23 protein-coding genes are annotated in these 26,728 nt (G+C 73.6%); 10 read left to right on the top strand and 13 right to left on the bottom strand.

The genetic code is table 11. The features are described 5' to 3' along the window. Positions 1-153: 153 nt before the first annotated feature. The 6 genes from AB0M76_RS40950 to AB0M76_RS40925 all read right to left on the bottom strand — a co-directional run bounded on the left by AB0M76_RS40950 (position 154) and on the right by AB0M76_RS40925 (position 6,395). On the bottom strand, positions 154-1,581 hold the full coding sequence (locus tag AB0M76_RS40950; RefSeq protein ID WP_365957847.1) for a cytochrome P450: 1,428 nt from the start codon (positions 1,579-1,581) through the stop codon (positions 154-156). Continuing rightward, positions 1,578-2,984 (bottom strand): FAD-linked oxidase C-terminal domain-containing protein, encoded by a 1,407-nt coding sequence (locus AB0M76_RS40945; protein ID WP_365957846.1) that lies wholly within the window; start codon positions 2,982-2,984, stop codon positions 1,578-1,580. The genes AB0M76_RS40950 and AB0M76_RS40945 overlap by 4 nt, the downstream gene beginning before the upstream one ends. Before the next feature lie 253 nt (positions 2,985-3,237). Next, positions 3,238-4,845, bottom strand: a complete 1,608-nt coding sequence (mdlC, locus tag AB0M76_RS40940; protein WP_365957845.1) for a benzoylformate decarboxylase — start codon at positions 4,843-4,845, stop codon at positions 3,238-3,240. Positions 4,846-5,140: 295 nt separating this feature from the next. Continuing rightward, entirely contained in the window at positions 5,141-5,527 is a 387-nt protein-coding gene (locus AB0M76_RS40935; protein ID WP_365957844.1) for a VOC family protein, read from the bottom strand. Between the two features lie 51 nt (positions 5,528-5,578). Beyond that, positions 5,579-5,821 carry a WD40 repeat domain-containing protein gene (locus tag AB0M76_RS40930; RefSeq protein WP_365957843.1) on the bottom strand — a complete coding sequence of 81 codons (243 nt, stop codon included), beginning with the start codon at positions 5,819-5,821 and terminating at the stop codon, positions 5,579-5,581. A gap of 100 nt (positions 5,822-5,921) precedes the next feature. Continuing rightward, complete coding sequence (locus tag AB0M76_RS40925) at positions 5,922-6,395, bottom strand: MarR family transcriptional regulator (protein WP_030293644.1); 474 nt, start codon at positions 6,393-6,395, stop codon at positions 5,922-5,924. A 123-nt stretch (positions 6,396-6,518) separates the two neighbouring features. Between AB0M76_RS40925 and AB0M76_RS40920 the strand changes: the two genes are divergently transcribed. Together AB0M76_RS40920 and AB0M76_RS40915 are read left to right on the top strand one after the other, a co-directional pair. Further along, positions 6,519-6,929: an organic hydroperoxide resistance protein gene (locus tag AB0M76_RS40920; protein WP_054220897.1), complete on the top strand. Its 411-nt coding sequence runs from the start codon at positions 6,519-6,521 to the stop codon at positions 6,927-6,929. A 138-nt stretch (positions 6,930-7,067) separates the two neighbouring features. Continuing rightward, positions 7,068-7,679, top strand: a complete 612-nt coding sequence (locus AB0M76_RS40915) for a hypothetical protein (RefSeq protein WP_365957842.1) — start codon at positions 7,068-7,070, stop codon at positions 7,677-7,679. A 26-nt stretch (positions 7,680-7,705) separates the two neighbouring features. Here the strand turns inward: AB0M76_RS40915 and AB0M76_RS40910 are convergent, their stop codons facing one another. The 5 genes from AB0M76_RS40910 to AB0M76_RS40890 are packed head-to-tail and all read right to left on the bottom strand — an operon-like array spanning position 7,706 to position 12,618. Next, complete coding sequence (locus tag AB0M76_RS40910) at positions 7,706-8,425, bottom strand: alpha/beta hydrolase (protein ID WP_365957841.1); 720 nt, start codon at positions 8,423-8,425, stop codon at positions 7,706-7,708. After that, positions 8,422-9,231, bottom strand: a complete 810-nt coding sequence (locus AB0M76_RS40905; RefSeq protein ID WP_365957840.1) for a DUF1295 domain-containing protein — start codon at positions 9,229-9,231, stop codon at positions 8,422-8,424. The genes AB0M76_RS40910 and AB0M76_RS40905 overlap by 4 nt, the downstream gene beginning before the upstream one ends. After that, complete coding sequence (locus AB0M76_RS40900; protein ID WP_365957839.1) at positions 9,228-10,505, bottom strand: cyclopropane-fatty-acyl-phospholipid synthase family protein; 1,278 nt, start codon at positions 10,503-10,505, stop codon at positions 9,228-9,230. The genes AB0M76_RS40905 and AB0M76_RS40900 overlap by 4 nt, the downstream gene beginning before the upstream one ends. Beyond that, the gene (locus AB0M76_RS40895) at positions 10,502-11,281 is read right to left on the bottom strand and encodes a DUF1365 domain-containing protein (protein WP_365957859.1); all 780 of its coding nucleotides are present in this window, start codon (positions 11,279-11,281) and stop codon (positions 10,502-10,504) included. The genes AB0M76_RS40900 and AB0M76_RS40895 overlap by 4 nt, the downstream gene beginning before the upstream one ends. Before the next feature lie 17 nt (positions 11,282-11,298). Further along, complete coding sequence (locus AB0M76_RS40890; RefSeq protein WP_365957838.1) at positions 11,299-12,618, bottom strand: FAD-dependent oxidoreductase; 1,320 nt, start codon at positions 12,616-12,618, stop codon at positions 11,299-11,301. Between the two features lie 368 nt (positions 12,619-12,986). Between AB0M76_RS40890 and sigK the strand changes: the two genes are divergently transcribed. From sigK to AB0M76_RS40870, 4 genes are all read left to right on the top strand, one after another. Next, a complete protein-coding gene (sigK, locus tag AB0M76_RS40885; protein WP_266672443.1) occupies positions 12,987-13,511 on the top strand; it encodes an ECF RNA polymerase sigma factor SigK in 525 nt (174 codons plus the stop codon). Continuing rightward, the gene (locus tag AB0M76_RS40880; protein ID WP_365957837.1) at positions 13,508-14,257 is read left to right on the top strand and encodes an anti-sigma factor; all 750 of its coding nucleotides are present in this window, start codon (positions 13,508-13,510) and stop codon (positions 14,255-14,257) included. Before sigK ends, AB0M76_RS40880 begins: the two co-directional genes overlap by 4 nt. A gap of 542 nt (positions 14,258-14,799) precedes the next feature. After that, on the top strand, positions 14,800-16,335 hold the full coding sequence (locus AB0M76_RS40875; RefSeq protein ID WP_365957836.1) for an alkaline phosphatase: 1,536 nt from the start codon (positions 14,800-14,802) through the stop codon (positions 16,333-16,335). A 65-nt stretch (positions 16,336-16,400) separates the two neighbouring features. Next, on the top strand, positions 16,401-16,946 hold the full coding sequence (locus AB0M76_RS40870; protein ID WP_365957834.1) for a hypothetical protein: 546 nt from the start codon (positions 16,401-16,403) through the stop codon (positions 16,944-16,946). 50 nt (positions 16,947-16,996) lie between these two features. Here AB0M76_RS40870 and AB0M76_RS40865 read toward each other — a convergent pair whose 3' ends face one another. After that, positions 16,997-17,620, bottom strand: a complete 624-nt coding sequence (locus AB0M76_RS40865; protein ID WP_365957833.1) for an XRE family transcriptional regulator — start codon at positions 17,618-17,620, stop codon at positions 16,997-16,999. A 173-nt stretch (positions 17,621-17,793) separates the two neighbouring features. On the opposite strand from AB0M76_RS40865, the gene AB0M76_RS40860 reads away from it, so the two are divergent. Next, complete coding sequence (locus AB0M76_RS40860; RefSeq protein ID WP_365957832.1) at positions 17,794-18,669, top strand: class I SAM-dependent methyltransferase; 876 nt, start codon at positions 17,794-17,796, stop codon at positions 18,667-18,669. Next, entirely contained in the window at positions 18,666-20,114 is a 1,449-nt protein-coding gene (locus tag AB0M76_RS40855) for an MFS transporter (protein WP_365957831.1), read from the top strand. The genes AB0M76_RS40860 and AB0M76_RS40855 overlap by 4 nt, the downstream gene beginning before the upstream one ends. Before the next feature lie 2 nt (positions 20,115-20,116). Here the strand turns inward: AB0M76_RS40855 and AB0M76_RS40850 are convergent, their stop codons facing one another. Next, positions 20,117-23,359 carry an amidohydrolase family protein gene (locus tag AB0M76_RS40850; protein ID WP_365957830.1) on the bottom strand — a complete coding sequence of 1,081 codons (3,243 nt, stop codon included), beginning with the start codon at positions 23,357-23,359 and terminating at the stop codon, positions 20,117-20,119. Between the two features lie 229 nt (positions 23,360-23,588). Here AB0M76_RS40850 and pgm point away from each other — a divergent pair, with 229 nt between their 5' ends. Both pgm and AB0M76_RS40840 read left to right on the top strand, forming a co-directional pair. Then, positions 23,589-25,229, top strand: a complete 1,641-nt coding sequence (gene pgm / locus AB0M76_RS40845; RefSeq protein ID WP_365957829.1) for a phosphoglucomutase (alpha-D-glucose-1,6-bisphosphate-dependent) — start codon at positions 23,589-23,591, stop codon at positions 25,227-25,229. A gap of 176 nt (positions 25,230-25,405) precedes the next feature. Further along, positions 25,406-26,623 carry an FAD-dependent monooxygenase gene (locus tag AB0M76_RS40840; RefSeq protein WP_365957828.1) on the top strand — a complete coding sequence of 406 codons (1,218 nt, stop codon included), beginning with the start codon at positions 25,406-25,408 and terminating at the stop codon, positions 26,621-26,623. Positions 26,624-26,728 lie beyond the last annotated feature (105 nt).

Here is a 26,728-nt window from a genome sequence, read left to right as displayed (position 1 = left end):
GCATGGTGGGTGAGGTGCGGGGCGTGGGCGAGGTGCGGAACACGGGTGAGGTGCAGGGCGTGGGCGAGGTGCGGACGGGGTGCGTGGGACGTGCGGCGCGGGACCCGGCGGCTGCCCGGCCCCGCGCCGCCGCACGGGCTCGGCGCCGGCTGCTCAGCGCTGGGCGAGGGTGAGCCGGATGCCGGCCGAGGAGAGGATGCCGGGCAGCGGACGGCAGGGGTCCAGCGCGGGCCGGCCGCCGGTGACCCGGTGGCCCCGCAGCACCGCCGCGGTCAGCACGGCCGCCGTCAGTACGCCCAGGTGCTCGCCGGGGCAGCGCCCGCCGCCGTGGCTGAAGGGCGCCATCCGGATGTCCTGCGCCGCCCCGGGCCGCAGCCACCGGCCGGGCACGAACTGGTGGGCGGCCGGGACGTGTTCGGGGTCCCGCTGGTGGAACAGGGCGGGCACGAGCACCGCCGTCCCCGCCGGATAGTGCACCCCGCGCCACTCGGTCTCCGCACGGGTGACCCGGACGAGGTCCGGCACGACCGGGAACAGCCGCAGGGCCTCCCGTACGCACGCCCGCAGCCGGGGCAGTTCCGCGCCCCCGCCGTCCACCTCGGCCCGCAGCGCGTCCTGCTCGGCCGGGTGCGCGGCGAGCAGCAGCAGGGTACGGGCCACGATCGAGGCGACAGCGTCGAGGGCGAGCAGCCAGTGGTGCGCCTGGCCCACCGCGTCCAGCGCGGCGGCGTCCGGCCCAGAGGCCGCCGGGTGGCTGCGGGCCAGTGCGGCCAGGGTGTAGGGCTCCGCGCCGGCGGCGTACTCCTCGACACGGGCGGCGGCCCTGCGGAACAGGGCCCCGGCGGCCGCGGCCCGGCCCTTGCGCAGCCCCATCCAGTTGGCCTCCTCGCGGAGCACGAGCAGCCACCGGTCGAGCTCCTCGTCGCCCGCGGCCGCGTCGCCGAGGACCATCCGGCGCACGATGCGGGCGCTCGTACGGCGCAGTAGCGGGAAGGCCAGCTCGGAGTCCTGGACCAGGGCGGGTGCCTCCTCCGCGATGATGGCCTGGAACTCCTGGCACGAGGGGTGCACGGGCCGCTCGGCCGCGAGCACCTCGTCGTTGACGCGACGGCGCTCCTCGCGGATGTCGCCGTGGGAGCAGACGACGCCGGTGGGCTCGAAGACCGACAGCCCCTTGTACTTGTCGGGCGGGTCCATCGCGAGGGTGCGCACCGGCAGTTCGTAGAACCGCCGCACGTCGGCTTGGTCCACCAGGACCAGCAGCGGCCCGGACAGACCGCGCACCTCCACGGGAGCCCCGCGGTGCCGGGCTCGCATGGCGCGCAGGGTCGCGGCCGACCAGCCCTGCTGACCGAGGGCCGCGTACGCCGCCACGACCCGGGGCCGGGGCTGGAAGGCTCCGCGGACGAACGCGGGCAGCGTGTGCGTGGCGGCGAAGCGGACGGTCTCGGCGCGCCCGGCCCGGGCGGGCCGCGGTACAGGGAGGGAGGCGGCCTCCGTGTCCGCGGTCTCGTCCGGGATCCCGGCGGTCCCGGTGGTGCTCTCGTCAGCGGCCTCGGTGCGGGCCGCGGCCTCGGTCATGCCTCCACGACCTTGCCGGGGTTGAGCAGGTTCTTCGGGTCGAAGAGGCGCTTGAGCCCGCGCTGCAGCTCCAGGCTGACCGGGTCGAGTTCGCGGGTCAGCCACTCGCGCTTGAGGGTGCCGATGCCGTGCTCGCCGGTGCTGGTGCCGCCGAGGGCGAGGCCCGCGGCCATGATGTCGTCGTACGCGGTCTGCGCGCGGCGGAACTCGTCCGCGTCCGATTCGTCGAAGACGACGGTCGGGTGCAGGTTGCCGTCCCCCGCGTGGCCGAGGGTGAAGATCCGCAGCCGGTTCCGTACGGCGATCTCCTCGATGGTGCCCATGAACTTGGCCAGTTCGGAGCGGGGCACGGCCACGTCCTCGATGAAGGCGGTCGGCCTCCCGCCCAGGGTCGCGGCGAACGCCCCCAGGGCCGGGGTGACCAGCCGCCGGGCCTCGATGACGTGCCGGGACTCCTCGGCGCTGGAGGCGGTGACCACGTTCTGGGACCCGGCCTCCTTGCACAGGAGGGCCATCGCCGCGAGGTCGCGTCCGGGATCGGCGGTGTCGCTCTCGATGATCAGCGTGGCGGCGGCGCCCGGGGTCAGCATCGGGTGCCCGTGGTCGGCGACGGCCTGGGAGGTGGCCCGGTCGAGGAGTTCGAGGGCGGACGGGACATGGCCGGCCCTCGTGATCGCAGCGACGGCGTCCCCCGCCGACGTGAGGGTCGGGAACTGGGCGAGCAGGGCCAGGGCCGGCGGCCGGACGGGACGCAGCGCGAGGGTGGCGCCGACGATGACCGCCAGGGTGCCCTCGGAGCCGACGAGCAGCCGCGTCAGGTCGTAACCGGCGACCCCCTTGGCGGTGTCCCGCCCGGTCCGCATGCGGCGGCCGTCGGCGAGGACGAGCTCCAGGCCGCGGACGTAGTCGGCGGTGACCCCGTACTTGACGCAGCAGATGCCGCCGGCGCCGGTGGCGATGTTCCCGCCGATGGTGCAGTGCTCCCAGGAGGCCGGGTCGGGCGGGTACGAGAGCCCGTACTCGGCGGCGGCGTCGTTCAGGCGCTTGGTGACCACGCCGGGCTCGCAGCGCACGAGCCGGTTGGCGGGGTCGATCTCGAGGATGCGGTCCATCCGGGCGGTGCTCAGGACGACGCAGCCGTCGATCGCGTTCGCGGCGCCCGCGAGACCGGTGCGGGCGCCCTGCGGGACGACGGGGACGCCGAGCTCGTACGCGGTGCGCATGATGTGCCGGACCTGCTCGGCGGTGCGCGGGAAGGCGACGACGGCGGGGGTTCCGGCCTCGGAGAACGGCGCCGCGTCGCGGGCATGCGCGGCGAGGGTCTCGGGGTCGGTGTGCAGGACGTCGGCGTGGTCGGTGAGGAGGGTGCGCAGGCGGGACAGGAGGGGGGTGTCGGGGGACATGTGGGGCCTTCTGGTGGTGGTGGGGGCTGGGGGCGTCCGGCGGGTCAGGGCCGGACAGCCCGGGTCGTCTGGTGCCGTGGATTGCAAGGCGGAGGAGGGAGGCAACGCGGTGGGGCACCTCCCAGCGGTGGCTGGGGGACGTTGGGGACCGACGACTACGCGGCAAGGCGCGGTGCCTGGGGGTCCCCCCGGACGGAGTCTGGGGGAGGGCCGGGCCCGGCCATGATCCGCCGGACACCCCCCTGGGCCTGACTCAGAGGGAGGGGAGCTCGGTGGTCACGGGCACGTCGATGAGCACCGGTCCGTCCTGCTGGGACGCGGAGTCCCGTACGAGCTTGGTGAGTTCACCCGCGCCGTGGGCCCGGTGGGTGCGCACCCCGTAGCCGTCGGCGACGGCCGTGATGTCGAGACCGGGGATGTCGAGGCCGGGCGCGCCCTGGGCGTGCTCGAGCTGCGCGAACCACTGGAGGATCGCGTACTTGGCGTTGCTGAGGACGACGAAGGTGACAGGGACCTTGTACGTGGCCGCGGTCCACAGGGCCTGCACGGCGTAGTGGATGGAGCCGTCTCCGATGACGCAGACCACGGGCCGCTCGGGTGCGCCGAGCTGGGCGCCGACGGCCGCGGCGGCCCCGAAGCCGAGTCCGCCGCCCGCGGAGAACAGGTAGGAGCCCGGGGTGCTGATCCGGGTGGCCTCGTGGAACTGCGGGACGTTGGAGGGCGATTCGTTGACCCAGAGGGTGTTCTCCGGGGCGCCCTGCGCGATGGCCGTCATGGCGGCGAGCGGGGTGAGGACGCCGTCGGCCGTCTCGGGGAACCGCGCCTGCTCGTGCGGCGCGGGCGCCGTCTTGCCGCCGGCCGGGAGCCGGTCGGCGAGCGCCCGTACGGTCAGCGTCAGGTCCGCGACGACCGCATCCCCGACGGGGGCCTTGGCGGCCTCCTCCGCGTCCCGGGTGAGGAGCACGAGCTCGGTCCCCTCGGGCAGGTGGGACCCGGGGATGTAGGGGTAGTAGCGGAACACGGGCGCGCCGACCACGACAACCAGGTCGTGCCCCTCGAGCTGCCGGCCGAGCGGCCCGATCGCCGGGGCCAGGTCCCCGCGGAACTGCGGATGGCTGCGGGGGAAGGAGACGCGGGCCGCGACGGGCGCCGCCCAGACGGGCAGCCCGGTGCGCTCGGCGAGCGCGAGGACCGCGTCCCAGGCGCCGGAGGCGTCGACGTCGTCGCCGACGACGAGGACGGCGGAGCGGGCGCGGGAGATCCGCTCGGCTAGCGCCGCGACCGTGGCCGCGTCGGGCGCGGCGGCGTGCGTGATCCGGCGGGCCGCGGCCGCCTGGCCGGCCCGGTCCTCCGCCTCCGTGAGCTCCGCGTCGAAGTCGTCCATGGGCAGGGAGAGGAACACCGGCCCGTGGGGCGGGGTTTCGGCGACCTGCACGGCGCGGGCCAGCGCGGCCGGGACGTCTGCGGGGCGCGGGGGCTCGTACGCCCACTTGACGGCGGGCTGGGGGAGCAGCGTGGCCTGCGGGTTGGAGAGCAGGGCCTCCATGGTGAGCATGGCGCGCACCTGCTGCCCGGCGGTGACGACCATCGGGGTGCGGTTCGCGCGGGCGTTGAGGATCGCGCCCATCGCATTTCCGGTGCCGGGGCCGGTGTGCAGGTTGACGAGGGAGGTGGTACCGGAGGCGAGGGCGAAGCCGTCGGCCATGCCGACGACGACGGCCTCCTGGAGGCCCAGTACGTATCGGAAGTCGTCGGGGAACCGCTTGAGCATCGGCAGTTCGGTCGAGCCGGGGTTGCCGAAGACCGTGGTGATACCACGTGCTCGTAGAACGTCCAGGACTGATTCTCGAACCGTGCGCATTCGGTGTCCTTCCGCGCAGCCGGGGGCACTGTCGGTGATCAATCCAGCACACTGAGTTGATCTTTACAAAAGGCCTCCACGGTCCACCCGTGTCTGCTATGCGCCTGCTGCGGACCCGCCTCGGTACCGGCCCCGAGCCCGGGCGTGGTTGACGCCGCGTCCACGGGCCGGGCCGGATGTCCCCCCGATGGGTGGAGGGCGCATTCACTCCACCGGCGGGGGCGCGCCGAATTGGCCGATCACGCCCCCCGCCCCCGCGGAAGCGGGCGTACGCCGATCGAGCCGTACGGAGCACTCAGGGGCGGAACCGCAGCGGATGGTCCGCCGGGACCTCCACCACCGCGATGCGGACGCCGTCCGGGTCGGCGATCCACATCTCGATCAGGCCCCAGGGCTCCCGCCGGGGCGGCCGCAGCACCTCGGCCCCGCGCATCCGCAGCTCCTCGTACGCCGCCTGCACGTCGGCGACTTGCAGCCACAGCCGGAGCCCGGGCGCCGGCGGGGTCTCGGCGCGGCCCGAGACCTCGAGGAAGCCGCCGCCCAGGAAGTAGACCGTGCCGCGTTCCGGCCCGGTACCGAACTCCCGGTAGACGGCGAGCCCCAGCGTGACCCCGTAGAAGGCGCGCGAGCGCTCCGGGTCCGTCGGGGTCACCAGGACCCTGCTGCTCAGTACATGCACCATGCCGACGAACCTAAGGCTTCTGCGCAGCGGGCGCCTTGCGGATGGCGCCCGTCAGTTGCAGCCCGGGGCGTACGGGGTACCCGGTACGTGGCGCTGCCACAGTTCCCGGTCGTGCGCACCGGCGGTGGCCGCGCACGGCCGGGGCAGCAGCCGCGCCGGGTCGGTCTCCCGGAGCCGGACGGTGTCGTCCCAGCCGGCCGTGACGAGGGTGTGGCCGTCCGGCGCGAAGGCCGCGTCGCCGACCGGCAGGGTGTGCCCGGTCGGCGGCCCGCCCAGCGGGGCGCGCGCGGCCACGTCCCACGTCCGGACCGTGGTGTCGGCCCCGCCACTGACCGGGGTGCAGCCGCCGGGGCCTGCTCCGGGGCGGCGTCCCCGGTCTGCCGCGCTTCGCCCGTCAGACCTCCGGGACGGCGGCGTCCAGCGCGGCGGTGAGGCGGTGCAGGCGGGTCTGGAGGTCGCGGATCTCGGCGAGCTCGAAGCCCGTCGCGGCCGCGATCCGTCGCGGTACCTCCGCCGCACGTGCGCGCAGCGCCGTACCGGCCTCGGTGGGGCCGACGTGTACGGAACGCTCGTCCTCGGTGCTGCGCTCGCGGTGGACCAGTCCTGCGGCCTCGAGACGCTTGAGCAGGGGGGACAGCGTCCCGGAGTCGAGCCTCAGGTGGTTCCCGAGCTCCTTGACGGGCGTCGTGCCGTGCTCCCAGAGCACCAGCATCACCAGGTACTGGGGGTAGGTCAGGCCGAGGTCCTTGAGGACGACCCGGTAGAGGCCGTTGAAGGCCCTGCTCGCCGCGTTCAGCGCGAAGCAGATCTGGCCGTCCAGGCGGAGGAAGTCCTCCTCGCGGAGGGTTTCGGTGGGCTGCTCGCTCATGGGGGCAAGTGTACCCGGGCAAAGCTTGCGGGTCATTTAGTTGTGCACAACTAAATTGTGTGCTCTAGTAGTGGACGTCAGCCGATCACCGGCTGACACGGTCACCCCGCGAGAGGAACCCCGATGGACGCGCTGTACACCGCTGTCGCCACCGCCAACGGCCGCGAAGGCCGCACGGTCAGCTCCGACGGCCAGATCGACCTCGCGCTCGCCATGCCCCCGGCGCTCGGCGGCAACGGCCAGGGCACCAACCCCGAGCAGCTCTTCGCGGCGGGCTACGCGGCCTGCTTCGCCAGCGCGCTCGGCCTGGTCGGCCGGCAGGCCAAGGTCGACACCGGTGAGGTGTCGGTCACCGCGGAGGCCTCGATCGGCAAGGACGACACGGGCTTCGGCCTGGCCGTCACCCTGCGTGTCGAGCTCCCGGAGTCCCTCGCGGGCGAGACGGGCGCCCTGCTGGTCAAGCAGGCCCACGAGGTCTGCCCCTACTCCAAGGCCACCCGCGGCAACATCCCGGTCGAGCTGGTGATCGAGTAGTCCCGATCGGGGGCCCTGTCGCCAGGGCCCCCGGCCCGCCCCTGACCCGGTCCCCGGACCGGCCGTCGGGGGTGCCTCAGGGTCGGCTCAGGGCGTTCCCCGAGGGCGGGGCGATCCCGGCGCCGACATGATCGGCGCATGTCGAACACACCATGGCAGCGGACGGCGTTCACGGTCGGTCCGCTCTGTATGACGGCCTACGGACTCATCCGGCTGACCGACGGGGAACACGGCCCCGGATGGTCCTGGTCCCTGGGGCATCTCGCCTTCCTGGCCGGCGTGTTGTGCTTCATCCCGATCGTGCTGGGGATGCGGCGGATGGCGGTGCGGGGGCGCGGCCCGGCCGGCCGCGGGCTCGCCGCCGCAGGGACGGTGACGGGCCTGCTCGGCGCTGCCGCGGTCGCCGCGCAGGCGGTCATCGACCTCTTCGCCGGATTCCTCAGCGAGGACCGCGAGGCCATGCGCGAATTCTTCCGGCGCGTCAAGAGCCACGCGGGTGTGGAGCCCGCCGTCTACAGCGTCGGGCCGCTCCTGTTCTACGTCGGCCTCTTGCTGCTCATGACCCAGCTGGCGGCGCTGCGGCGGATAGCCGCCTGGCGGCCCGCCGCCGTGGTCGCGGGCATCGTGGCCACGGGCATCAGCCTGGACCTGCTGCCGCTGGCAGGGCTGCTGTTCCTCCTCGCCTTCGCGCCCCTGGGCCGACAGGCCGACACCCCGGACCACCGCCCCCTCAGGGCCACCGCTTCTTAGGGGGTGTCCTGCCGATCAGGCCGGACTCACCCGATCCCGGTCCGGATCCCGCGCACCGGAGCCCGCAGACCCGGCCTCGCCGCGGGGACCCGGCCGGTGAACAGTTCCTCGGGGAGGGCGGTCAGGCCGAGCAGGCCCAGCGTGGTGTCGGTGGCGATCCGGTGCCAGGTGCGCGCCTGGCGGAGCATCGCGTGCCGCCCGTGCGGCATGACGATTCCTCCGGCCCGGGCGCCCCGCGCACGGGCCCGCCGTACGTAGTCCCACGACGCCTGCGCATCGGTGACGCCGTCCGCCTCGTCGTGCAGGAGCACCACGGCGGTGTCCCCGAGATGCACCACCGGTTCGCCCGGCGGGCACCACGGCGCGAGCCCGACCACGGCGCGGACCAGCGGGTCGGCGGCCGCCCGCAACGCGGCCCGCCCTCCCATGGAATGCCCGACCAGCACCACGGGCAGCGCTCCGGCCACGCAACGCAGTTCGCGCAGGGCCTGCCAGACGTCGTGGACCGGATCCGCACGGTGGCCGTTCCAGCCCCGGTGCACGTAGCGGACCTCCGCCACCACCACGTCCTGCGCCGGCCCGGCGTCCGCGATGGCCCGCGCGAACGGAAGCATCCGCAGCCCCGGAAGGTTCGGCCGCGGCGGTGCCTCGAGCCCCTCCGGACGGCCGCCGTGCAGCAGGAGCACCGCGGCGCTCGGGTCCCGCGGCACCCGGCGCAGCGCCAGCGCGCCGGTCGGCTGCTTCATGCGTGGCCCCGCCGGGGCGGCAGCGGGAGGAACCCGCTGGTACGGGCGATGTAGCCGGCGTAGCCGGGACGGTCTGCCATATGGGCCTCCAACAGGCGCTTGCCGCTCCCCTTGACCAGCAGCAGTGTCATGACCACCGGCGACACCAGGCAGAGCAGGGCGGCCTGCCACGTGCCGCAGGCCATCAGGTAGAGCCCCCACCAGACCAGGAAGTCGCCGAAGTAGTTGGGGTGGCGGGTCCATGCCCACAGCCCCCGGTCCATGACCGTACCGCGGTGCGCGGGATCGGCCTTGAACCGGGCGAGCTGGAAGTCCCCGACGGCCTCGAAGGCCAGGCCCACCGCCCAGAGCACGCCGCCGAGCACGGCGAGGGCGCCGATGGGGGAGCCGGCGTACGAGGCGCTCTGCACGGGCAGCGAGACCAGCCAGACCAGGCCCGCCTGGAGCACGTACACCTTGAGCAGGGCGCGCAGATGCGGGTTGCCCCGCCCCCGGGCGAGGAGCTTCGTGTAGCGGGGGTCCTCGTCGTGCCCGCGGCCGCGCCAGGCGATGTGTGTGGCCAGCCGTACCCCCCACACGACGGTGGCGGCGGCGACCAGGAGCCGCCGGCCGCCGTCCCCGTACCCGGACGACAGGGCGTACGAGACCGTCGCGACCGCGGCGAAGGCGAGGCCCCAGGCGATGTCCACCGTCCGGTGCAGGCGGCGGGCCGTCCCGACCGCGAAGGCCAGGAGCAGCACGCCCGCGGCCGCGGCGGCGGCAGCGGCCAGATTGCTCCCGAGGGCCTCCCAGGAGGCCGGGTTCACGGCTGCGCTCCCAGTGAGACGTCCTCCGTCAGCAGCAGTTGCCGGACATCGAGGTAGCGGGCCCGGAACCCGGCCTCGGAGTAGGCGAGGTAGAACTCCCACATGCGCCGGAACGTCGGGTCGAAGCCGAGCGCCGCCACGGCGCCGGCCTGCTCCGTGAAGCGCTCCCGCCACAGGCACAGGGTCTGCGCGTAGTGGTCGCCGTACCCCTGGTCGGAGACGATCCGCAGCCCCGCGCCGGCCGAGTGCGCCTCGATGGCCTCGCGGGAGGGGATGAGGCCGCCGGGGAAGACGTACTTGCTGATCCAGGTGTGCGTACGGGAGGTGTGCAGCATCTGCTCGTGGCCCATGGTGATGGCCTGCAGGGCGATCCGCCCGCCGGGCGCCACCGCATCGCGCAGGGCGGCGAAGTACGTCGGCCAGAAATCCCTGCCGACCGCCTCGATCATCTCCACGCTCACCACTGCGTCGTACCGGCCCTCCAGATCGCGGTAGTCGCGCAGTTCGACGTCCACCCGGTCGGCCAGCCCCGCGGCGGCGATACGGCGGCGCGCGAGGTGCTGCTGCTCGGCGGAGAGAGTCACGGTCGTCACGCGCGCCCCACGGGCGGCCGCGCGCAGGGCGAGTTCGCCCCAGCCGGTGCCGATCTCCAGCAGGCGCTTGCCCGGGCCGACACAGGCGAGGTCCAGCAGCCGGTCGATCTTCCGGTGCTGCGCGCCCGGCAGGCTCTCGCGGCGCGCGGGGAACGCGGTGAACACGGCGGAGGAGTACGACAGGGTTTCGTCGAGGAAGAGCGCGAACAGCTCGTTCGACAGGTCGTAGTGGCGGTGGACGTTCTGCCGGGCCCCGGCCCGGGAGTTCAGCTGGGCCTCGGGCCTGCGCTGCACCCATGCCCCGCGCAGCCGGCGCAGCGGGGCGGGAACCAGGTCGTCGACGTGCACGGCGAGGACGGTCAGCAGGCCGGTCAGGTCGTCGCTGTCCCATTCGCCCGCCATGTAGGACTCGCCGAAGCCGATCAGGCCGTGCGCCCCGATCCTGCGGAAGAACGCGTCCGGGTCGTGGACCGTCAGCGACGGCCCGCTGCCGCACGGCGGCTCGGCGCCGAACCGGCAGCGCAGGGGAAGCGCCGTCACGGCGCGGCGGACGAGCCGGCGGGCGACGGCCGCGTGCCCGAAGGGCGCCGCCGGTGGGCGCGCCACGTCCGGCCACGCCTGTGCGTCGACGGAGCGCTGCTCCACGGATCGGTCGGCGGGGCGGGGGAGGGAAAGGGTCACGGGGCGATGCCTTCCTCGGGTGCGCGGTCGGGCCGGGGCTGGACGGGCAGCCCGCGGAGCAGCAGGTGGATGCCGTGGCGGCGGATCCCGGCCCAGACGGCGGCGGTGGACCACGGCCGCCGGGCGGCGGCGCGCAGCAGGGCGAGGGGGGTGGCGGGGCGGTGCCGGCCGCGCAGGGTCGCGGTGAACGGCCGCTGCCCGGCGCGCTCGAGCTGGACGGTGACCTCCAGCTGCTCCCGGGGCTCCGGCAGCCGCATGCGGTAGCGGCCGTCGACGGGGAAGAACGGGGAGACGTACAGCTCCTTCGCCGCCTCGGCCCGGCCGGCGCCGTCCGTTCGCAGCAGGTGGCAGTGGCGCTGCCCGTACGTGTTGTGGACCTCGGCCACCACGCAGACCAGAGCGCCGGAGCGGTCGTGGCACCAGTACAGGGTCAGCGGGTTGAAGACGTACCCCAGGACCCGGGCGTGGGCCAGCATCAGGACCCGCCCGCCGTCGAGGTGCACGTCCCGGGAGGCCAGGTACGCGTCGAGGCCGGCCCGGACGGTCGGTGCGGCGGCGTCGAAGTGGTCGCGGGCGTCGAACCGGGCCAGGGGGCGCAGCGGCCACGGGAGCCGGGGGAGGGCGTCCAGGTCCACGAGCCACATGTACGTGCGGTGCCGGAAGGCGTGCCGCACCGGGGCCGTCCGCGCATGCGAGACGACGCAGTCGTACAGGGCCGGTACGGCCACGGCGGGGTGGGCCGGGCTGGTTCCCGGCGCCGCCGCCGGGGCCACCACACGCGCCACCGCCGGGGTCACCATCGGACACCCAGCGCGGCGGCGGCCCGTACGCCCGAGCGGCAGCCGTCCTCGTGGAACCCCCACCCGTGGTACGCCCCGGCGAAGGCGGTGACCGAGGTGTTGAGACGGGGCAGCGCACGCTGCGCGGCCACCGACTCGGGCGTGTAGACGGGGTGCGCGTACTCCATACGGGCCAGGACGTGCTCGGGGTCGATCCGCCCGCCGGCGTTCAGGGTGACGACGTAGCCGGTGTCGCCCGGCAGCCGCTGCAGCCGCGTCATGTCGTAGCTGACCCGGACCCCCTCCGCCCCCGGGCGGCAGTCGGTGAGGTGGTAGTTCCAGGAGGCCCGGGCCCTCGGCGAGCGGGGCAGCAGGCCGGTGTCGGTGTGCAGCACGGTCGGGTTCGCCTCGTACCGGAAGGCGCCGAGGACCCGCTGCTCGTCCCGGGTGGGGTCGGCCAGCAGACGCAGCGCCTGGTCGGGGTGCGTGGCGATGACGACGGCGTCGTAGGCGTCGGTGATGCCGTCGTCGCTGCCCACCAGGACGCCGCTCGGTATGCGGTCCACCCGGACGACCGGGGTGGCGGTCCGGATGTTGCTGATCTCCTTGGCGACCTTGTCGACGTAGGCCGCGCTGCCGCCGGTGACGGTCCTCCACCGCGGGGAGCCCGTCACGGACAGCAGCCCGTGGTGGTCGAGGAAGCGGAACAGGTACGCGGCCGGGTACTCCAGCGCGGTGTGGGCGGGGCAGGACCACACGGCCGACACCAGCGGGGTGATGAAGTGGGTGACGAAGTACGGGGAGAACCCGCCGTCGGCGAGGAACGCCCGGAGGGTGTACCGCTCCGGACTTCCGCCGCCGGAACTGCTGCCGCCGGAACTGCTGTCGCCGGGGCTGTCGGCGACCGGACCGCCCCCGTCCAGCATGCGGCGCGCGCGGCGGTGGAAGAGCGGTACCTCCGCCAGCAGCCGCAGGTACCGGGGGCGCAGGGCCGCCCGCCCGGTGAACAGGCCGAGGGGCCCGCGGGCACCGGCGTACTCCAGGCCGCAGCCGTCGCACCGCACCGACATGCTCATCTCGGAGTCCTGCGTGGCCACTCCGAGCTCGCGGAAGAGGCGGAGCAACAGGGGGTAGGTGCGCGCGTTGTGGACGATGAACCCCGAGTCCACGCCCATCGTTCCGCCGCCCGGGGCGGGCAGTTCATGGGTGTGCGCGTGGCCTCCCAGCCGGGGGTCCGCCTCGTACAGTGTGACGTCGCACGCCTTCTGCAGGACGTAGGCGGCGGTCAGTCCCGCCACACCGCCGCCGATCACGGCCACGTTCCTCGTACGCACAGTTCTTCACTCCCCACCGTTCGCCACGCCGTCGTCCGTGACGGCGGTTCACCCCTGGTTCGCAGCCGGAGCACCCGCGGATTGGTGGCAGTTGCCGAAACCGGAATCAGCTGCGGCGCGGGTGGTGCACATCGATCGGGAATTGGCGAGCGAGTTGACCAATCCTCACAGATGTCCGCTCCGAAGACCGGTCAAGAACGCGGACCTGGCACCATCCGGAGCGGTCGGCTCTCTTTGTGGAAGGGCCGGTCCCTTCGACAGGAAGGACTGTCATGCGACGGACCGACCCCGGCGGACGATCCGCCACCACCGGGCAACCGCTGCCCTTCGGCGTCCCCGACGCGGTGGGCCCCCGGCTCGAGGACCTGATGTCCCGGGTGGCCCGCGGCGACAAGGACGCCTTCTCCGCCCTGTACGACGCCCTGTCCGGGACCGTCTTCGGGATAGTCGTCCGGGTCGTACGCGACCGTGCCCAGTCAGAGGAGGTGGCACAGGAGGTGATGATCGACCTGTGGCGGCAAGCCGCCCGCTACCGCCCCGAACAGGGCAGCGTGCGCACCTGGGCCGCCACCCTGGCCCACCGCCGGTCCGTCGACCGCGTCCGCTCCGCCCAGGCGGCGATCAACCGCGAGAACGACCAGGCCGCCCGCGAGCAGGCGCGCCCGTTCGACGAGGTCGCGGAACAGGTCGAAACCCGTCTGGAGAGCGAACAGGTACGGCGCTGCATGCGCGGCCTGACCGAGATCCAGCGCCAGGCCGTCACGCTCGCCTACTACCAGGGCCTGTCCTACCGCGAGGTCGCCGAGACCCTGCGCACTCCACTGCCCACGATCAAGACACGCATGCGCGACGGGCTCATCCGGCTGCGCGACTGCATGGGGGTGACCACATGAAGCACGACGGGGAACTGCACACCCTCACCGGCGCGTACGCCCTCCACTCGCTCACACCTGCGGAGCACGAGGAGTTCAGCGCGCACCTCACCGACTGCCCCTCCTGCCGGCAGGAGGTGGCCGAATTCTCCGCCACCGCCGCCCGCCTGGGCGCCGCTGCCGCACTCCCGCCGCCCCCGCGGATGAAGGACGAGGTGCTGTACGGCATCGACTCCGTCCGCCAACTGCCCCCGCTGCTGCCCGCGGCGGGCAAGCCGATGACGTTCACCGCGATCCTTCGTCGCAAGGCCATCACGCTGACCATCGCTGCAGGCATCGCCGGGGTGGCCGTGCTCGGGGGCGCCACCCTCTGGCAGAACCAGCGCGCCGACGAGGCCCGGCAGCAGGCGGAGGCCTCCGAACGCCGCCTCCAGGACCTCACGGCAGTGATGGCCGCCCCCGACGTCCGTACGGTGCACGGCCGCACCACCGGCGGCGCCACCACCTCCGTGGTCAGCTCCAAGCAGCAGAACAGGGCGGTCTTCATCGGCACCGGGCTCCCCGACCCCGGCGAGGGCAGGACGTACCAGCTGTGGTTCGACGACCACGGCACCATGCGCCCGGCCGGGCTCCTCACCGGGGAGGGGGCCACGCTCATGCAGGGCGGCATCCGCGGTGCCTCCGGGGTGGGACTCACCGTCGAGCCCGCCGGCGGATCCGCCCAGCCCACCAGCCGCCCCCTGATGCTCCTTGCGCTGCCGGCCTGACCAGGAGAAACGGGTGGACGGGAATGAACACCCCATATCTCTTGACTCGTGTGAAATAGGGAGGAAACTCGTCAATACACCGGACAACCAGAGAGAGCCGCACTCACTTCCGGAGACGTCCAGAAGTCCGCGTGACCCCCATCTCGGCTCTGGCCAGGCCCCCGGCAGATCCTGTCGGTGCGGGAGCCGTCGCGACGGCTGAACTCCCGGAACCGGAACAGGACCGCCGGGGACTGCCCTGTCCGGGGACTGTGCTGTGCGTTCGTTCCTGCAGGTGAAGCCGGGCCCCCATGGGGGTGACCCGGCATCCGGGCGTCTGTCGTCGCCGGTCGCCTTAGGGTACGAACCCGGTCGTGATCAAGAACCTGATGCGCGGTGTCCTGTCCCTGCGCTCCTCCTTGCAGCCCTGCCCGTCCTCGCCATGAGCGGGGTACGGGCCTTGTGCGTTCGACTCGGCGCCATCCCTCGCTAGGGACGTGTTCATGTCGCCCTCCTACCGTCGGCATGCCCGAGCAGCACCTTCCGAGGGGGATCTCCCACACATGCGCCGCATTCCCGCGAAGACATTGACCGTCCTGGCCCTGGCCGGCGCCGTGGCCGCCGGTACGGCTGTCACCGCCAACTCCGCCGGCCAGCAGGGCGACCAGGGGAGGGAGATCCACAACGTCATCTACCTCCTCGGCGACGGCATGGGCCGCACCCATGTCACCGCCGCCCGCGACCGCTACTACGGGCCCGGCGGCAAGCTCACCATGGAGTCCCTCCCGTTCACGGGCGCAGTCGCCACGTACGCCGTGGAGAAGGGCAGCCAGAAGCCCGCGCTGGTCACCGACTCGGCCAGCTCCGCCACCGCCTGGTCCTCCGGCGTCAAGACGTACAACGCGGCCATCGGCGTCGACTCGTACGAGAAGAAGACCGCCACGCTGATGGAGCAGGCCAAGGCGGCAGGCTTCGCCACCGGCAACGTCTCCACCGCCGAGATCACCGACGCCACCCCGGCGGCCCAGTTCAGCCACGCACTGCTGCGCGGCTGCCAGGGCCCGGTGTACTCCGAGGCCGCCTGCCTCCCCAAGAAGGAGGACGGCACGTACGAGCCGGCGCCGCAGGACAAGACGCTGATCACGCCGATCGCCGAGCAGATCGCCCGCAACGGCACCGCCGACGTCATCCTCGGCGGCGGCCTCGCCCGTTTCGAGCCGGACGACCAGAAGGCGCTGCAGGCGCAGGGCTACCAGGTGCTCGGCAGCTTCGGCGACCCGGCGCTGCCCGCCCAGACCGCCGCCAGCCAGAAGGCCGCCACCAAGGGCGACCTGGACAGGGTCAACGGCAAGAAGGTCGTCGGCCTGTTCAACCGCGGCAACCTGACCGTCGAGCAGGCCAAGGCGGGCCTGCCCGCCGACGCTCCGCAGAAGCAGGAGCCGACGCTCGCGGACATGACCAAGAAGTCGATCTCGCTGCTGACCGACCGCAAGCAGCAGGACCGCAAGAAGAACAAGGGCTTCTTCCTCCAGATCGAGGGCGCCCAGATCGACAAGCGCTCGCACGCCAACGACGCCGCGCAGGTCCTCGCCGAGGTCAAGGCCTTCGACGACGCGGTCAAGGCCGCGTACGAGTTCGCGAAGAAGGACGGCCACACCCTCGTGATCGTCACGGCGGACCACGAGTGCGCCGGCTTCAGCATCATCGAGAAGGGCTCGTACACGAACGCCGAGGCCGTCGCGCCCCCGGCCAACACGGACGCGGGCAACCCGGCGAACAACAGCGCCCCCTCCCGCGCGGCCTCCGGGGTCAAGGACCCGGCCCGCTCGAGCGGAGCCGTCAACGGCGCGGGCTCGGCCGACGCGAAGAACTTCGCGCCCGCCACGTTCCGTACGGCCGACGACCCGGCCGGCGTCAAGGACGGCAGCCCGGACGCGAGCCTGTGGCTGACGTACCTGTCCGGCAACCACACCGGCGCCGACGTGCCGATCTTCGCCTACGGCCCCAGCGGCAGCGTGTTCGCCGCCAGCCAGAACAACACGGAGCTGTACGGGAAGATGTACCGCGCGCTGTTCAGCCGGGCTCCCCAGCAGCACTGACCTTCGGGCAGCCGGGGCCGGGAGGGCAGGTCCCTCCCGGCCCCGGCCCTTTCAGGAGCGTACCGATGAGAAACCTCCCCCGCGGAGCGGCCGCCGCGCTGGCCGCCACCGCCTTCCTCGTGCTCGCCGCCGGCTGTTCCGGCAGCACGGACGCCGACGGCGCCCGGGGCGGCGCCGGGAAGCCGGCCGGTTCCGCCGCCCCGGTCGCGATGCCCGCGCCGAGCGGCGCACCCGCACCGGCCGCGGTCCTCGCCCCGCCGGCCAAGCCGGGCGAAATCCGCGTCGAGCCGGGCCCCTTCACCGACCGGGTGCAGCTGACGGCGCTCGCGCTCACCGGGAAGCCGGGTGTCACCGGGCACCTGGCCATCACCTCGGACGTCAGCGACGTCCTGAGCCTGGAGCTGCGCGCCGCGTACTACGACGCGGACGGCCGTCTGCTGGGCACGGGAACCTTCCGCTACCAGGAAGAAGGCGCGGACGCGCCCGCCGGCGACCACCACGACGGCCCGCGCGCGGTCGGCGACGGGATCGACTTCACCGTGCCCGGGGAGCAGCTCACCGGTACCCCGTCGAGCGCCGTCCTCTCCCTCCCGGTCCTGGTCAACGAATAGGGCCCCGGCCGGCGGCGTCACGCGATCAGGCGCACCGCCCCCGGCCACCGTCAGCCGCGGGGCTTCGCGCGGACGTGCATGCGCTCGCCCTGTCTCCCGAAGAGGCTGAGGATCTCGACGGGCCGTCCGTCGGCGCTGCTGAACCAGTGTGGCAGCCGGGTGTCGAACTCGGCGACCTCGCCGGGGCCGAGGACCAGATCGTGCTCGGCGAGCACCAGCCGAAGCCGGCCCTCCAGCACGTACATCCACTCGTAGCCCTCGTGCGTACGGAGGTCCGGCTCGGCACCCCGGTCGGAGATGACCATCTTGTACGCCTGGAGGGGGCCCGGGCTCCGGGACAGCGGGACGAACGAACCGCCGCTCGGCAGCGTACGGGGCGTCAGCCGGACCCGGGGATCGCCCACTTCGGGGGCGCCGACCAGGTCGTCCAGCGGCACGTGGTACGCAGCGGCCAGCGGCAGCAGCAGCTCCAGGCTGGGGCGGCGCTGCCCGGACTCCAGCCGGGACAGGGTGCTCTTGGAGATGCCGGTCGCCTCGGAGAGCGCGGCCAGCGTGAGACCGCGTTTGGCACGCAGCCGTTTGAGCCGGGGGCCGACCTCGTCGAGGACCGCCCGGTACGGCAGCGGCGGTGTGTCCGATGGCGCGCCGGACGGCGTGTCGGGTGGTGTGTCCATGGAGGCATTCCACCCCGCTGTCCCGGAAACAGCAACAAGAGTTGTCGTCACCGGGCCACGGGGGCAGGCTCCACGGCATGAACCCACACAGTGATTCCAGACCCGGACATGGACACGGTCACGGACAAGGGTCTGGTCACGGACACCACTCCGCCGACATCGACTGGGACGTCATGGCCGCCCACTTGGAGAAGGGCGGCGAACTGCACCTCCCGGTCCTCCACCGGACGGCGGCCCACCTGAGCGAACTGCTCGGCCCCGGGGCGGAGGCCCGGCGGATCCTCGACATCGGCAGCGGGCCGGGCGTGATGACCTGCGTGCTCGCCGAAGCCTTCGCCGGGGCCGAGACCGTCGCCGTGGACGGCACCCCCGGTCTGCTGGAGCGCGCCCTGGCCCGCGCCGAGCGGCTCGGCCTCGGTGGCAGGGTGACCGTACGGCACGCGGAACTGCCCGAGGGCCTGCACGGCGGATACGGGCGGCAGCCGGACGGCGGCCTCGGCACGGCGGATCTGATCTGGAGCAGCAAGACCGTGCACCACCTCGGCGATCAGCAGGGCGCGCTGAACGCACTCGCCGCTCTGCTGAGGCCCGGCGGGCTGCTCGCCGTGGCCGAAGGCGGCCTGCCGATGCGCTTCCTCCCGCGCGACATCGGAATCGGCACCCCCGGTCTCCAGGCCCGGCTCGACGCCGTCCAGGAGCACTCGTTCGAGACCATGCGCGCCGAGCTCCCCGGCAGCATCCCCGTCGTCGAGGACTGGCCCGCGATGCTCGCCCGCGCCGGGCTCACCGGCGTCGGCGGCTTCACGTACCTCCTCGACCTGCCGGCTCCTCTGGACGGGACGGCCCGCACCTTCCTGCACGCCCAGCTGACCCGGCTGCGGGAGAACGCGAGCGACCTCCTGGACACGGAAGACCTCGGGACGCTCGACGTACTGCTCGATCCCCGGGCGCCGCAGGGCATCCTGCACCGGCCCGACGCCTTCCTCCTGTCCGCCACCACGGTCTTCACGGGCGTGCGCGCGGCCGACGGCGAACGCAGTGCACGATGAAGCGCCTCGATGCAGAAAGCGTCGAGGCGCCGGCCGGGAGTGCCGAAGGGAAGACGGCTTCGGTGCGGTGGGCGCTCGCCGGCCTGTCCCTGTCCATGCTGCTGTCCTCGCTCGGCACCAGCACCGCCAACGTCGGCCTGCCGACCCTGGCGCAGGTGTTCAGCGCCTCGTTCCAGCAGGTCCAGTGGATCGTCCTCGCCTATCTCCTCGCCATCACGACCCTGATCGTCAGCGTCGGCCGGCTCGGTGACACGATCGGCCGCCGCAGGCTGCTCCTGTCCGGGATCTCCCTGTTCACGGTGGCCTCGGTGCTGTGCGGCCTCGCCCCTTCGCTCTGGCTGCTGATCGCCGCCCGGGCGGCGCAGGGCCTCGGAGCGGCCACCATGATGGCCCTGACCATGGCGTTCGTCGGCGAGACGGTGCCGAAGGAGAGGACCGGCAGCGCCATGGGGCTGCTCGGCACCATGTCCTCGATCGGCACGGCCCTCGGCCCTTCGCTCGGCGGTCTGCTGATCGCCGGACCGGGCTGGCGGGCGATCTTCCTCGTCAACGCGCCACTCGGCGTCCTCGCACTCGTCCTGGCCCACCGCCACCTGCCCGTCGACGGGCGGGACGCGAAGACCGGCCGGGGCCGCTTCGACCACGTGGGCACGCTGCTCCTCGCGCTGACGCTCGGGGCCTATGCCCTGGCCATGACCGTGGGGCGCGGCAGTTTCGGTCCGCTCAACATCGCCCTCCTGTTGGCTGCCGTCCTCGGAGTGGGCCTGTTCGTACGGGCCGAGGCGAGAGTGGCATCCCCGCTGATCCGGTTGGCCGTGTTCCGCGATCCGCTGCTCAGCGCGAGCCTCTGCACGAGCGCGCTCGTCTCCACCGTGATGATGACGACGCTGGTGGTCGGGCCGTTCTACCTCTCCCGTGCGCTCGGGCTCGGCGAGGCCCTGGTGGGACTCGTCCTGTCGGTCGGTCCGCTCGTCGCCGCGCTGACCGGCGTGCCCGCCGGTCGTATCGCGGACCGCTTCGGCGCCCAGCGCATGACAGTCGCCGGGCTCGCCGGCGTGGCCGTGGGCTGCGGTGCCCTGTCCCTCACGTCGGTGACGCTCGGCGTGGCCGGCTACATCGTCCCGCTCGTGGTCACCACCGCCGGGTACGCGGTGTTCCAGACGGCCAACAACACCGCCGTCATGGCAGACGTCAGCCCGGACCAGCGGGGCGTCATCTCCGGAGTGCTCAATCTGTCCCGCAACCTGGGGCTCGTCACCGGTGCATCCGTGATGGGCGCCGTGTTCACGCTCGCATCGGCCACGACCGACGTCACGGGGGCACAGCCCGAAGCCGTGGCCCACGGGATGCGGATCGCGTTCGCCGTCGCGGCGACGCTGATCGTCGCCGCGATCGCCTTTGCCGTGGGAGGCCGTACGCTCGCGCGACGCCGCCCGGGCGGCTGACGCTACCCGGGGGCGTGACAGCAGCCGTCGCGCAGCATCAGGAGCCGTTCGCGGCGCCAGTCCTCGGGTTCGGCCTGCCGGTGGGCCGGGCTGCCGGCCGCCGGGCCGCCGGCAGCCGGGGTGCAGGCGGCCACGAGGTCGTCGGTCGTGTGGGGTACGCCGCCTCTGAGGACGCCGGATGTGCGGACCAGCGTGTCGAAATCGGTGAACGGGTCCCCGTCCACGATCGTCAGGTCGGCGATCCTGCCGGGCCGGACCGTGCCGAGTTCGTCGCCGAGGCCGAAGAGCCGGGCCGGCAGGACGGTCACCGTGCGCAGGGCCTCGGCCGGAGACAGCCCGCCTCGGTGCAGGGCGCGCAGCCCCAGGTGCAAGGAGAGCCCGACCGGGACCAGCGGCGCGTCCGTGCCGAGGGCGACCAGGCCTCCCGCGGCCAGCAGCCTCCGGTAGATGTCGGTCTCCCTGCCCAGCGTCGCCAACTGGGCTGCCGTCGGGGCGGCTGCAGCGGACCGGCGCACCAGATCGGCGTCCCAGGGCGCCATGACGGCCGTGACCCGCCGGTCGTCGGCCAGCGCCGGATCGGCCCCGAGCAGTGCGGTCGCCGCGAACGGGGTGGCGATCACCGCGAGCCGCCCGTCGCCCCCGCCGTAGATCTCGGTCACGTCCTGGTGGGAACAGCCGGAGGCGGTCAGCACGTGCCCCGCCTCGGCGCGTTCGGTCGCCTGCAGATGGGTGGTCAGATCCTGGCCCAACTGAATGGCCAGGGAGGCCAGATGGCTTCCGCACCGGACCCCGAGCCGGTCGTGGGCGAACCGGGCGGCCTCCTCCATCACCCAGGACGGAGCCCGCACATAGGTCTTGACGAAGTCCCAGTCGAGCGCGGCACCCCGCTCCAAGGACCGCCGCAGACCCTCCGCCGTGCGGTGCGCGCGCCCCATGCTGTAGGCAACGCGCGCCCCGTCGAGGAGTTCGCCGCTGGTCAGCAGCCGCGGCCCGGCGAGCTGCCCGGACGCCACGGCCTCGCGGATCCGGGCCTGTTCGTACGCGAACCCGCCGAGCGAGACGGCGGTCGTGATCCCGTACGTCAGCTGGCCCACGCTCTGGCGGCCCCCGTACGTGCTCTGCCACGGGTGGGTGTGGGTGTCCCACAGGCCCGGGACGACCGTCCGGGCGGAGGCGTCGATGAACCGGGCGCCGCCCGATGCCGGCAGCCGGGACGCGCGGTGGGGTTCGACGGCGGCGATGCGTCCGGAGCGGACGTGGATGTCCACGTCCTCCCGCACCGTCTCGCCCGTACCGTCCCACAGCCGCCCGGCGTGTACGACGGTGTCGGGCGGCGTGGGCCGGCGCTGGTCGAGGGGCAGCCGCACCGTCCTCGGCGATCCGCCGTCCACGCCGATGAGGCGCAGCCGCGTGCCCGAGAGGTACAGCAGGGTCCTCGAGTCACCGGACCACGAGGGATGGTCGGCGGGTTCGGCCGTCAGGGTGCGCAGGGCGCCCCGCGGGGAGCCGTCGGGCGCGACGGGCAGCAGGCACAGCGCGGATTCCACGATCACCGCCATGAAACGGCCGTCGGGCGACCAGACGGGCCCGCTGTCGTACCGGTCGGCGACGGAGGCATGGGGGGCGACGGGATGCAGCCGGTCGGAGCCCGACGCCGCGTCGACCACCCGGATCAGGTTGTAGCCCTCCCTGAACCGCATGTTGAGCCGATTGCGGTCACACAGGGCGATCCGCGATCCGTCGGGCGACCAGCTGGGCCGGCCCGGCAGCCCGCCCCCGCCGAGCGGCGCGGCGAGGATGCGCTCCGTGCCGTTCGCCAGGTCGCGTACGAGGAGCCGCCCGACCAGGTCGAGGCAGGCGAGCCGGCGCCCGTCGGGCGACAGCGCGGGGAAGACCCGGCCGCCGGTCGCGACCGTGCTCTCCGCTCCCGTGGCGAGATCTCGCCGGTGCACCGCCATCAGTCCGTCGCGGTCGTCGCAGTACAGCAGGGACCGCCCGTCGGGCGCCCACGACGGGGCGAGCAGATAGCGGGTGGGCGGCGCCTGGCGCAGCCGCCGGGGCGGGCGCCCGCCCGAGGTGCTGCCGAGCCACAGCGTGTTCAGGGCGGCGAAGGCGACGAACCGTCCGTCAGGGGACAGCGCGGGCAGATGAACGCCCCGGACCGGGCGCACCCGCCCTGCGTCGCCGAGGTCGTACTGCTTGGTCCGGTAGCGCGGACGGTCCGTCGCCGGCCGTGCGCGGAAGGGGATCGTCCGGGGCGCCTCCGGCTGCTGCGGGCGGACGAGCGTGAACCGGCCGTCGACCGTGACCAGCAGCTCCCCGGCGGTCGTCCAACGCGGCGGCTGAGCCGCGACATCCCCGGCGACGGGCACCGGCCTGCCGTCGACGACGAGGACGCAGGAGGCGTTCGGCGGGGGCGTGGTCCGCAGCCAGGCCGTACGCCGCCCGTCCGGCGCGACCGCCGGGGCCAGGAGCTGCGCGGCCGGTTCCTGCTCGGTGAAGGCGACGGTGACCGGACCCGATCCGTCCGCGGCGACGGAGGCGATGCTCCGCGCATCCGCCCGGGGCCCGGTGGCGGCGGCCGTCACCGTAGCCCGGACGAACAGGATCCGCTTCCCGTCCGGCGCCCAAGTGGGGTCGAAGTCCTCCCAGGCACCGCTCTGCAGGGCCCCGTCCTGCCCGGCCCGTCCCGTCACAGGGGTGACTGCCCCGCTCGCCAGCTCCAGCACGTGGATCCGGTACGGGGCCCCACCGACCGGATCCCCGGCGCGCTCGGACGCGAAGGCGAGGCGGGTGCCGTCGGGCGACCAGGCCGGCCCGCGGTGGTCGAACGGGCCCTCGGTGCGCTGCCGCAGCCCGGTTCCGTCGGGGCGCATGGTCCAGATGTGGTACGTGCCGCTGCCGTAGGCGCAGAAGGCCACCGACGCGCCGTCGGGGGAGTGCACGGGCCGGCACGCCTCCAACGCCGCCGCGGTGAGCGGTACGGCGTCGCCCCCGGAACCCGGCACCGACCACAGCACGTTGTGGATCGCGGCGATCAGCCGGTCCCCGCACGGAGACACGCTCGCCGCGCCGTTCGTGGCCGCCGTGAAGGACAACGGGGCCGGCGCGGCCGACGGACTGACGGTACGCGCCGCTGCCGAGGGTCCCGCCCCGAGGAGCTCGGCGGCGCCGACGGCACCCGCGGCCGCGAGCAGCCGGCGGCGGGACAGAGTCCGCGGGTCGAGGCCGTAGGGGGCATTCATCAGCTGCCACGTCTCCGCAGTCGGGGTTCCGGGGGCCGGGGTTTCTGCCGCCGGGCTCAACGACCGGCCGACCCCGCGGTCACCCGTAGGACACAGGACGGCTGCGTGACCGGGCGCACAGGTGCGGGCCGAGTGGCGATGCGGCGGTGCGGGCACGTTCAGGGGGCGACACAATGACCACGGTTGTTCTCTTTGATTCAGTTCGGATCCACTACGGAGGAATGGGCGGATGCTCAACGAAAGAGCGGGGCAGCAGGCGCGCCCGCAGGACCTGATCGACGTGGCCCGGCTCGTGACCGCCTACTACGCCCTGCACCCCGATCCGGCGGATCCCGGCCAGCGCGTCAGCTTCGGCACCTCGGGACACCGCGGCTCCTCCCTCGCCACGGCCTTCAACGAGGACCACATCGCCGCGACCAGCCAGGCGATCTGCGAGTACCGGGCCCAGCAGGGCATCGACGGCCCCCTCTTCCTCGGCGCGGACACTCATGCCCTGTCCGAACCCGCCCGGGTGACCGCCCTCGAGGTCTTCGCCGCCAACGATGTGACCGTGCTCGTCGATGCCGCGGACGGCTACACCCCGACGCCCGCGGTCTCGCACGCCATCCTCACCCACAACCGCGGACGCACCTCGGCCCTGGCCGACGGAGTGGTGGTCACCCCCTCGCACAACCCGCCGGCGGACGGCGGCTTCAAGTACAACCCGCCGCACGGCGGGCCCGCCGGCTCCGAGGCGACCGGCTGGATCCAGGAGCGCGCCAACGAGATCATCACCGGGGGCATGAAGGAGGTCCGGCGGATCCCGTTCGCGCGGGCGACGGCCGCCTCGACCACGGGTACGTACGACTACCTCGGCACGTACGTGCGCGATCTGCCGTCCGTGCTCGACCTGGACGCCGTACGCGCCGCGGGCGTGCGCATCGGGGCCGACCCGCTCGGCGGGGCCTCCGTGGCGTACTGGGGGCGGATCGCGGAGGAGCACCGCCTCGACCTGACCGTGGTCAACCCGCACACCGACCCCACCTGGCGGTTCATGACGCTGGACTGGGACGGCAAGATCCGGATGGACTGCTCCTCCCCGTACGCGATGGCCTCGCTGATCGAGGGCCGCGACCGGTTCCAGATCGCCACCGGCAACGACGCGGACGCCGACCGGCACGGCATCGTGACCCCGGACGGCGGTCTGATGAACCCCAACCACTACCTCGCCACGGCGATCGAGTACCTGTACAGCCACCGCGAGCAGTGGCCGTCGGCAGCGGGCGTCGGCAAGACGCTGGTGTCCTCGAGCATGATCGACCGGGTGGCCGCCGACCTGGGCCGTGAACTGGTCGAGGTGCCCGTCGGTTTCAAGTGGTTCGTGGACGGACTCTCCGCGGGCACCATCGGGTTCGGCGGCGAGGAGTCGGCCGGAGCCTCGTTCCTGCGCCGCGACGGCTCCGTGTGGACCACCGACAAGGACGGCATCATCCTGGCCCTGCTGGCCTCGGAGATGCTGGCGGTCACGGGGCAGACCCCGAGCGAGCGGTACGCCGGCCTGACGGCCCGCTTCGGCGAGCCCGCATACGCCCGTATCGACGCGCCGGCCACCCGCGAGGAGAAGGCGGTACTGGGCCGGCTGTCACCCCGGCAGGTCACCGCCGACACCCTGGCGGGGGAGCCGGTCACGGCGGTGCTGACGGAGGCTCCCGGGAACGGGGCCGCCATCGGAGGCATCAAGGTCACGACGGAGCACGCCTGGTTCGCGGCCCGCCCGTCGGGCACGGAGGACGTCTACAAGATCTACGCCGAATCCTTCCTGGGCCCCGACCACCTGACCCGCGTACAGGAGGAGGCCCGCTCCGTCGTATCGGCGGCACTCGCCGACTGACCGGCGCGAGGCGCCCCGTCCGGTGCGGGCCGGTCCGGCCCGGAACATCCGAGCCGGCCGTACCGGGCCCGCGGGTGCGCGCCGGCCGGGTGTCCGGCATCGGACGAACCTCCTGCCTCGGCCGGAAAGTCCCAGTAGGGTGACGGGCCCCGGGAGAGCGCGCGGAGGGAGCACGTATGCGAGGCGGTACGGTCGCGGTGGTGGGCGGCAGCATTGCGGGCTGCGCCTTGGCGTCGGCGGCGGCCCGCGCGGGCGCGGACGAGGTGGTGGTGCTGGAGCGCACCCACGGACGGCTGGCGGACCGCGGACTCGGGCTCTGCATCCACGACGGGCGCGCCGCCGAACTCGCCGCCACCGGCGCGCTGCCCGCCGGCATCGCCGCGCACCGGCTGACCCGGCGCAGGTGGGTGGTCCGGGACGACACGGCGGCCGGTCCGGCCGGCAGGGTGTTCTGGGAGCAGCCGTTCCCGTTCCACTCGTACCACTGGGGTCTGCTGTGGAGAGGGCTGCGCGAGGCGACACCGGCTTCGGTGGTCTACCGGCAGGGCGCGGCGGTGACGGGCGTGGCCGGCGACGGCGGGCGGGCCGAGGTGCGGCTGGCACAGGGCACCGCCGAGGCGTTCGACCTGGTCGTCGGCGCCGACGGGTACCGCTCGGTGGTGCGCGAGGCGGTCTGCCCCGAATCCCGGCCGGCCTACGCCGGGTACGTCTGCTGGCGCGGGAACTTCGACGCCCGGCGGCTGGAGGCACTCGGCGACGGTGGCTGGCCCACCGATTCGGTGACCACCGTCTGCTTCAGCGGCGGAAGCTGCGTCATCTACCGCATTCCCGGGCCGGACGGCCCCCGCGTGAACTGGGTCCTGTACGCCATGCCCCCGCAGACCGGGCGGCTGCCGTTCGACGACCCGACGAGCTTTCCGCCGGGGCGGATCACCGGGGAACTCACCACGCACCTCGGCGCGTTACTGGACCGGGAGTTCCCGCCGTACTGGGCGCAGGTGATCGCGCTGACGGAGCCCGCGGACACCTTCGTCCAGCCCATCTACGACCTGGAGACGGCGCGGACGACGGCCGGTCGGCTGCTGCTCGCAGGCGACGCGGCCACCGTGGTGCGCCCGCACAACACCAGCGGGGCGGCCAAGGCCCTCCAGGACGCGACCGCGTTCGAGGACGCGTGGCGCCGGGCCGGCACCTGGGACGAGCTGCTGCACGCGTACCAGGCCGCGCGGGGCGCAGCCGGGCGGGAGATGGTCGCCCTGGCCCGCCGTCTCGGCCGGGGCCAGGTCGAGCAGACACCCGCCTGGGCCGTGATGAACCACCGCGAGGCGGAGTCGTGGTGGCAGGGGCAGCTCGGCGGCGCCGCGGACATCGGCGGCCGGGCCATGACGCCGTAGGGGGTGGGGTTTGGGCTGGGGGGCGGGCGTGGGGACTACACCACACCCGACACCCCAAAGAAGGTACCTACGTGCGCAGTTTTTTATTGCAAAGGGTGGGTGAGC

This window comes from Streptomyces sp. NPDC051364 (assembly GCF_040682115.1).
Lineage (GTDB): Bacteria > Actinomycetota > Actinomycetes > Streptomycetales > Streptomycetaceae > Streptomyces.
The sequence above is the reverse complement of the archived record's forward strand: the minus strand, read 5'-3'. Positions and strand labels throughout refer to the sequence as shown.

Excerpts from the sequence above, each read along its gene's own strand:
- AB0M76_RS40870 (WP_365957834.1), top strand. The coding sequence starts at position 16,401 with ATGAGAAACCTCCCCCGCGGAGCGGCCGCCGCGCTGGCCGCCACCGCC.
- AB0M76_RS40850 (WP_365957830.1), bottom strand. The coding sequence starts at position 23,359 with ATGAATGCCCCCTACGGCCTCGACCCGCGGACTCTGTCCCGCCGCCGG.
- AB0M76_RS40950 (WP_365957847.1), bottom strand. The coding sequence starts at position 1,581 with ATGACCGAGGCCGCGGCCCGCACCGAGGCCGCTGACGAGAGCACCACC.
- pgm (WP_365957829.1), top strand. The coding sequence starts at position 23,589 with ATGCTCAACGAAAGAGCGGGGCAGCAGGCGCGCCCGCAGGACCTGATC.
- AB0M76_RS40865 (WP_365957833.1), bottom strand. The coding sequence starts at position 17,620 with ATGGACACACCACCCGACACGCCGTCCGGCGCGCCATCGGACACACCG.
- AB0M76_RS40915 (WP_365957842.1), top strand. The coding sequence starts at position 7,068 with ATGTCGAACACACCATGGCAGCGGACGGCGTTCACGGTCGGTCCGCTC.
- AB0M76_RS40855 (WP_365957831.1), top strand. The coding sequence starts at position 18,666 with ATGAAGCGCCTCGATGCAGAAAGCGTCGAGGCGCCGGCCGGGAGTGCC.
- AB0M76_RS40880 (WP_365957837.1), top strand. The coding sequence starts at position 13,508 with ATGAAGCACGACGGGGAACTGCACACCCTCACCGGCGCGTACGCCCTC.
- sigK (WP_266672443.1), top strand. The coding sequence starts at position 12,987 with ATGTCCCGGGTGGCCCGCGGCGACAAGGACGCCTTCTCCGCCCTGTAC.
- mdlC (WP_365957845.1), bottom strand. The coding sequence starts at position 4,845 with ATGCGCACGGTTCGAGAATCAGTCCTGGACGTTCTACGAGCACGTGGT.
- AB0M76_RS40840 (WP_365957828.1), top strand. The coding sequence starts at position 25,406 with ATGCGAGGCGGTACGGTCGCGGTGGTGGGCGGCAGCATTGCGGGCTGC.
- AB0M76_RS40875 (WP_365957836.1), top strand. The coding sequence starts at position 14,800 with ATGCGCCGCATTCCCGCGAAGACATTGACCGTCCTGGCCCTGGCCGGC.
- AB0M76_RS40860 (WP_365957832.1), top strand. The coding sequence starts at position 17,794 with ATGGCCGCCCACTTGGAGAAGGGCGGCGAACTGCACCTCCCGGTCCTC.
- AB0M76_RS40920 (WP_054220897.1), top strand. The coding sequence starts at position 6,519 with ATGGACGCGCTGTACACCGCTGTCGCCACCGCCAACGGCCGCGAAGGC.
- AB0M76_RS40925 (WP_030293644.1), bottom strand. The coding sequence starts at position 6,395 with ATGAGCGAGCAGCCCACCGAAACCCTCCGCGAGGAGGACTTCCTCCGC.
- AB0M76_RS40935 (WP_365957844.1), bottom strand. The coding sequence starts at position 5,527 with ATGGTGCATGTACTGAGCAGCAGGGTCCTGGTGACCCCGACGGACCCG.
- AB0M76_RS40945 (WP_365957846.1), bottom strand. The coding sequence starts at position 2,984 with ATGTCCCCCGACACCCCCCTCCTGTCCCGCCTGCGCACCCTCCTCACC.
- AB0M76_RS40910 (WP_365957841.1), bottom strand. The coding sequence starts at position 8,425 with ATGAAGCAGCCGACCGGCGCGCTGGCGCTGCGCCGGGTGCCGCGGGAC.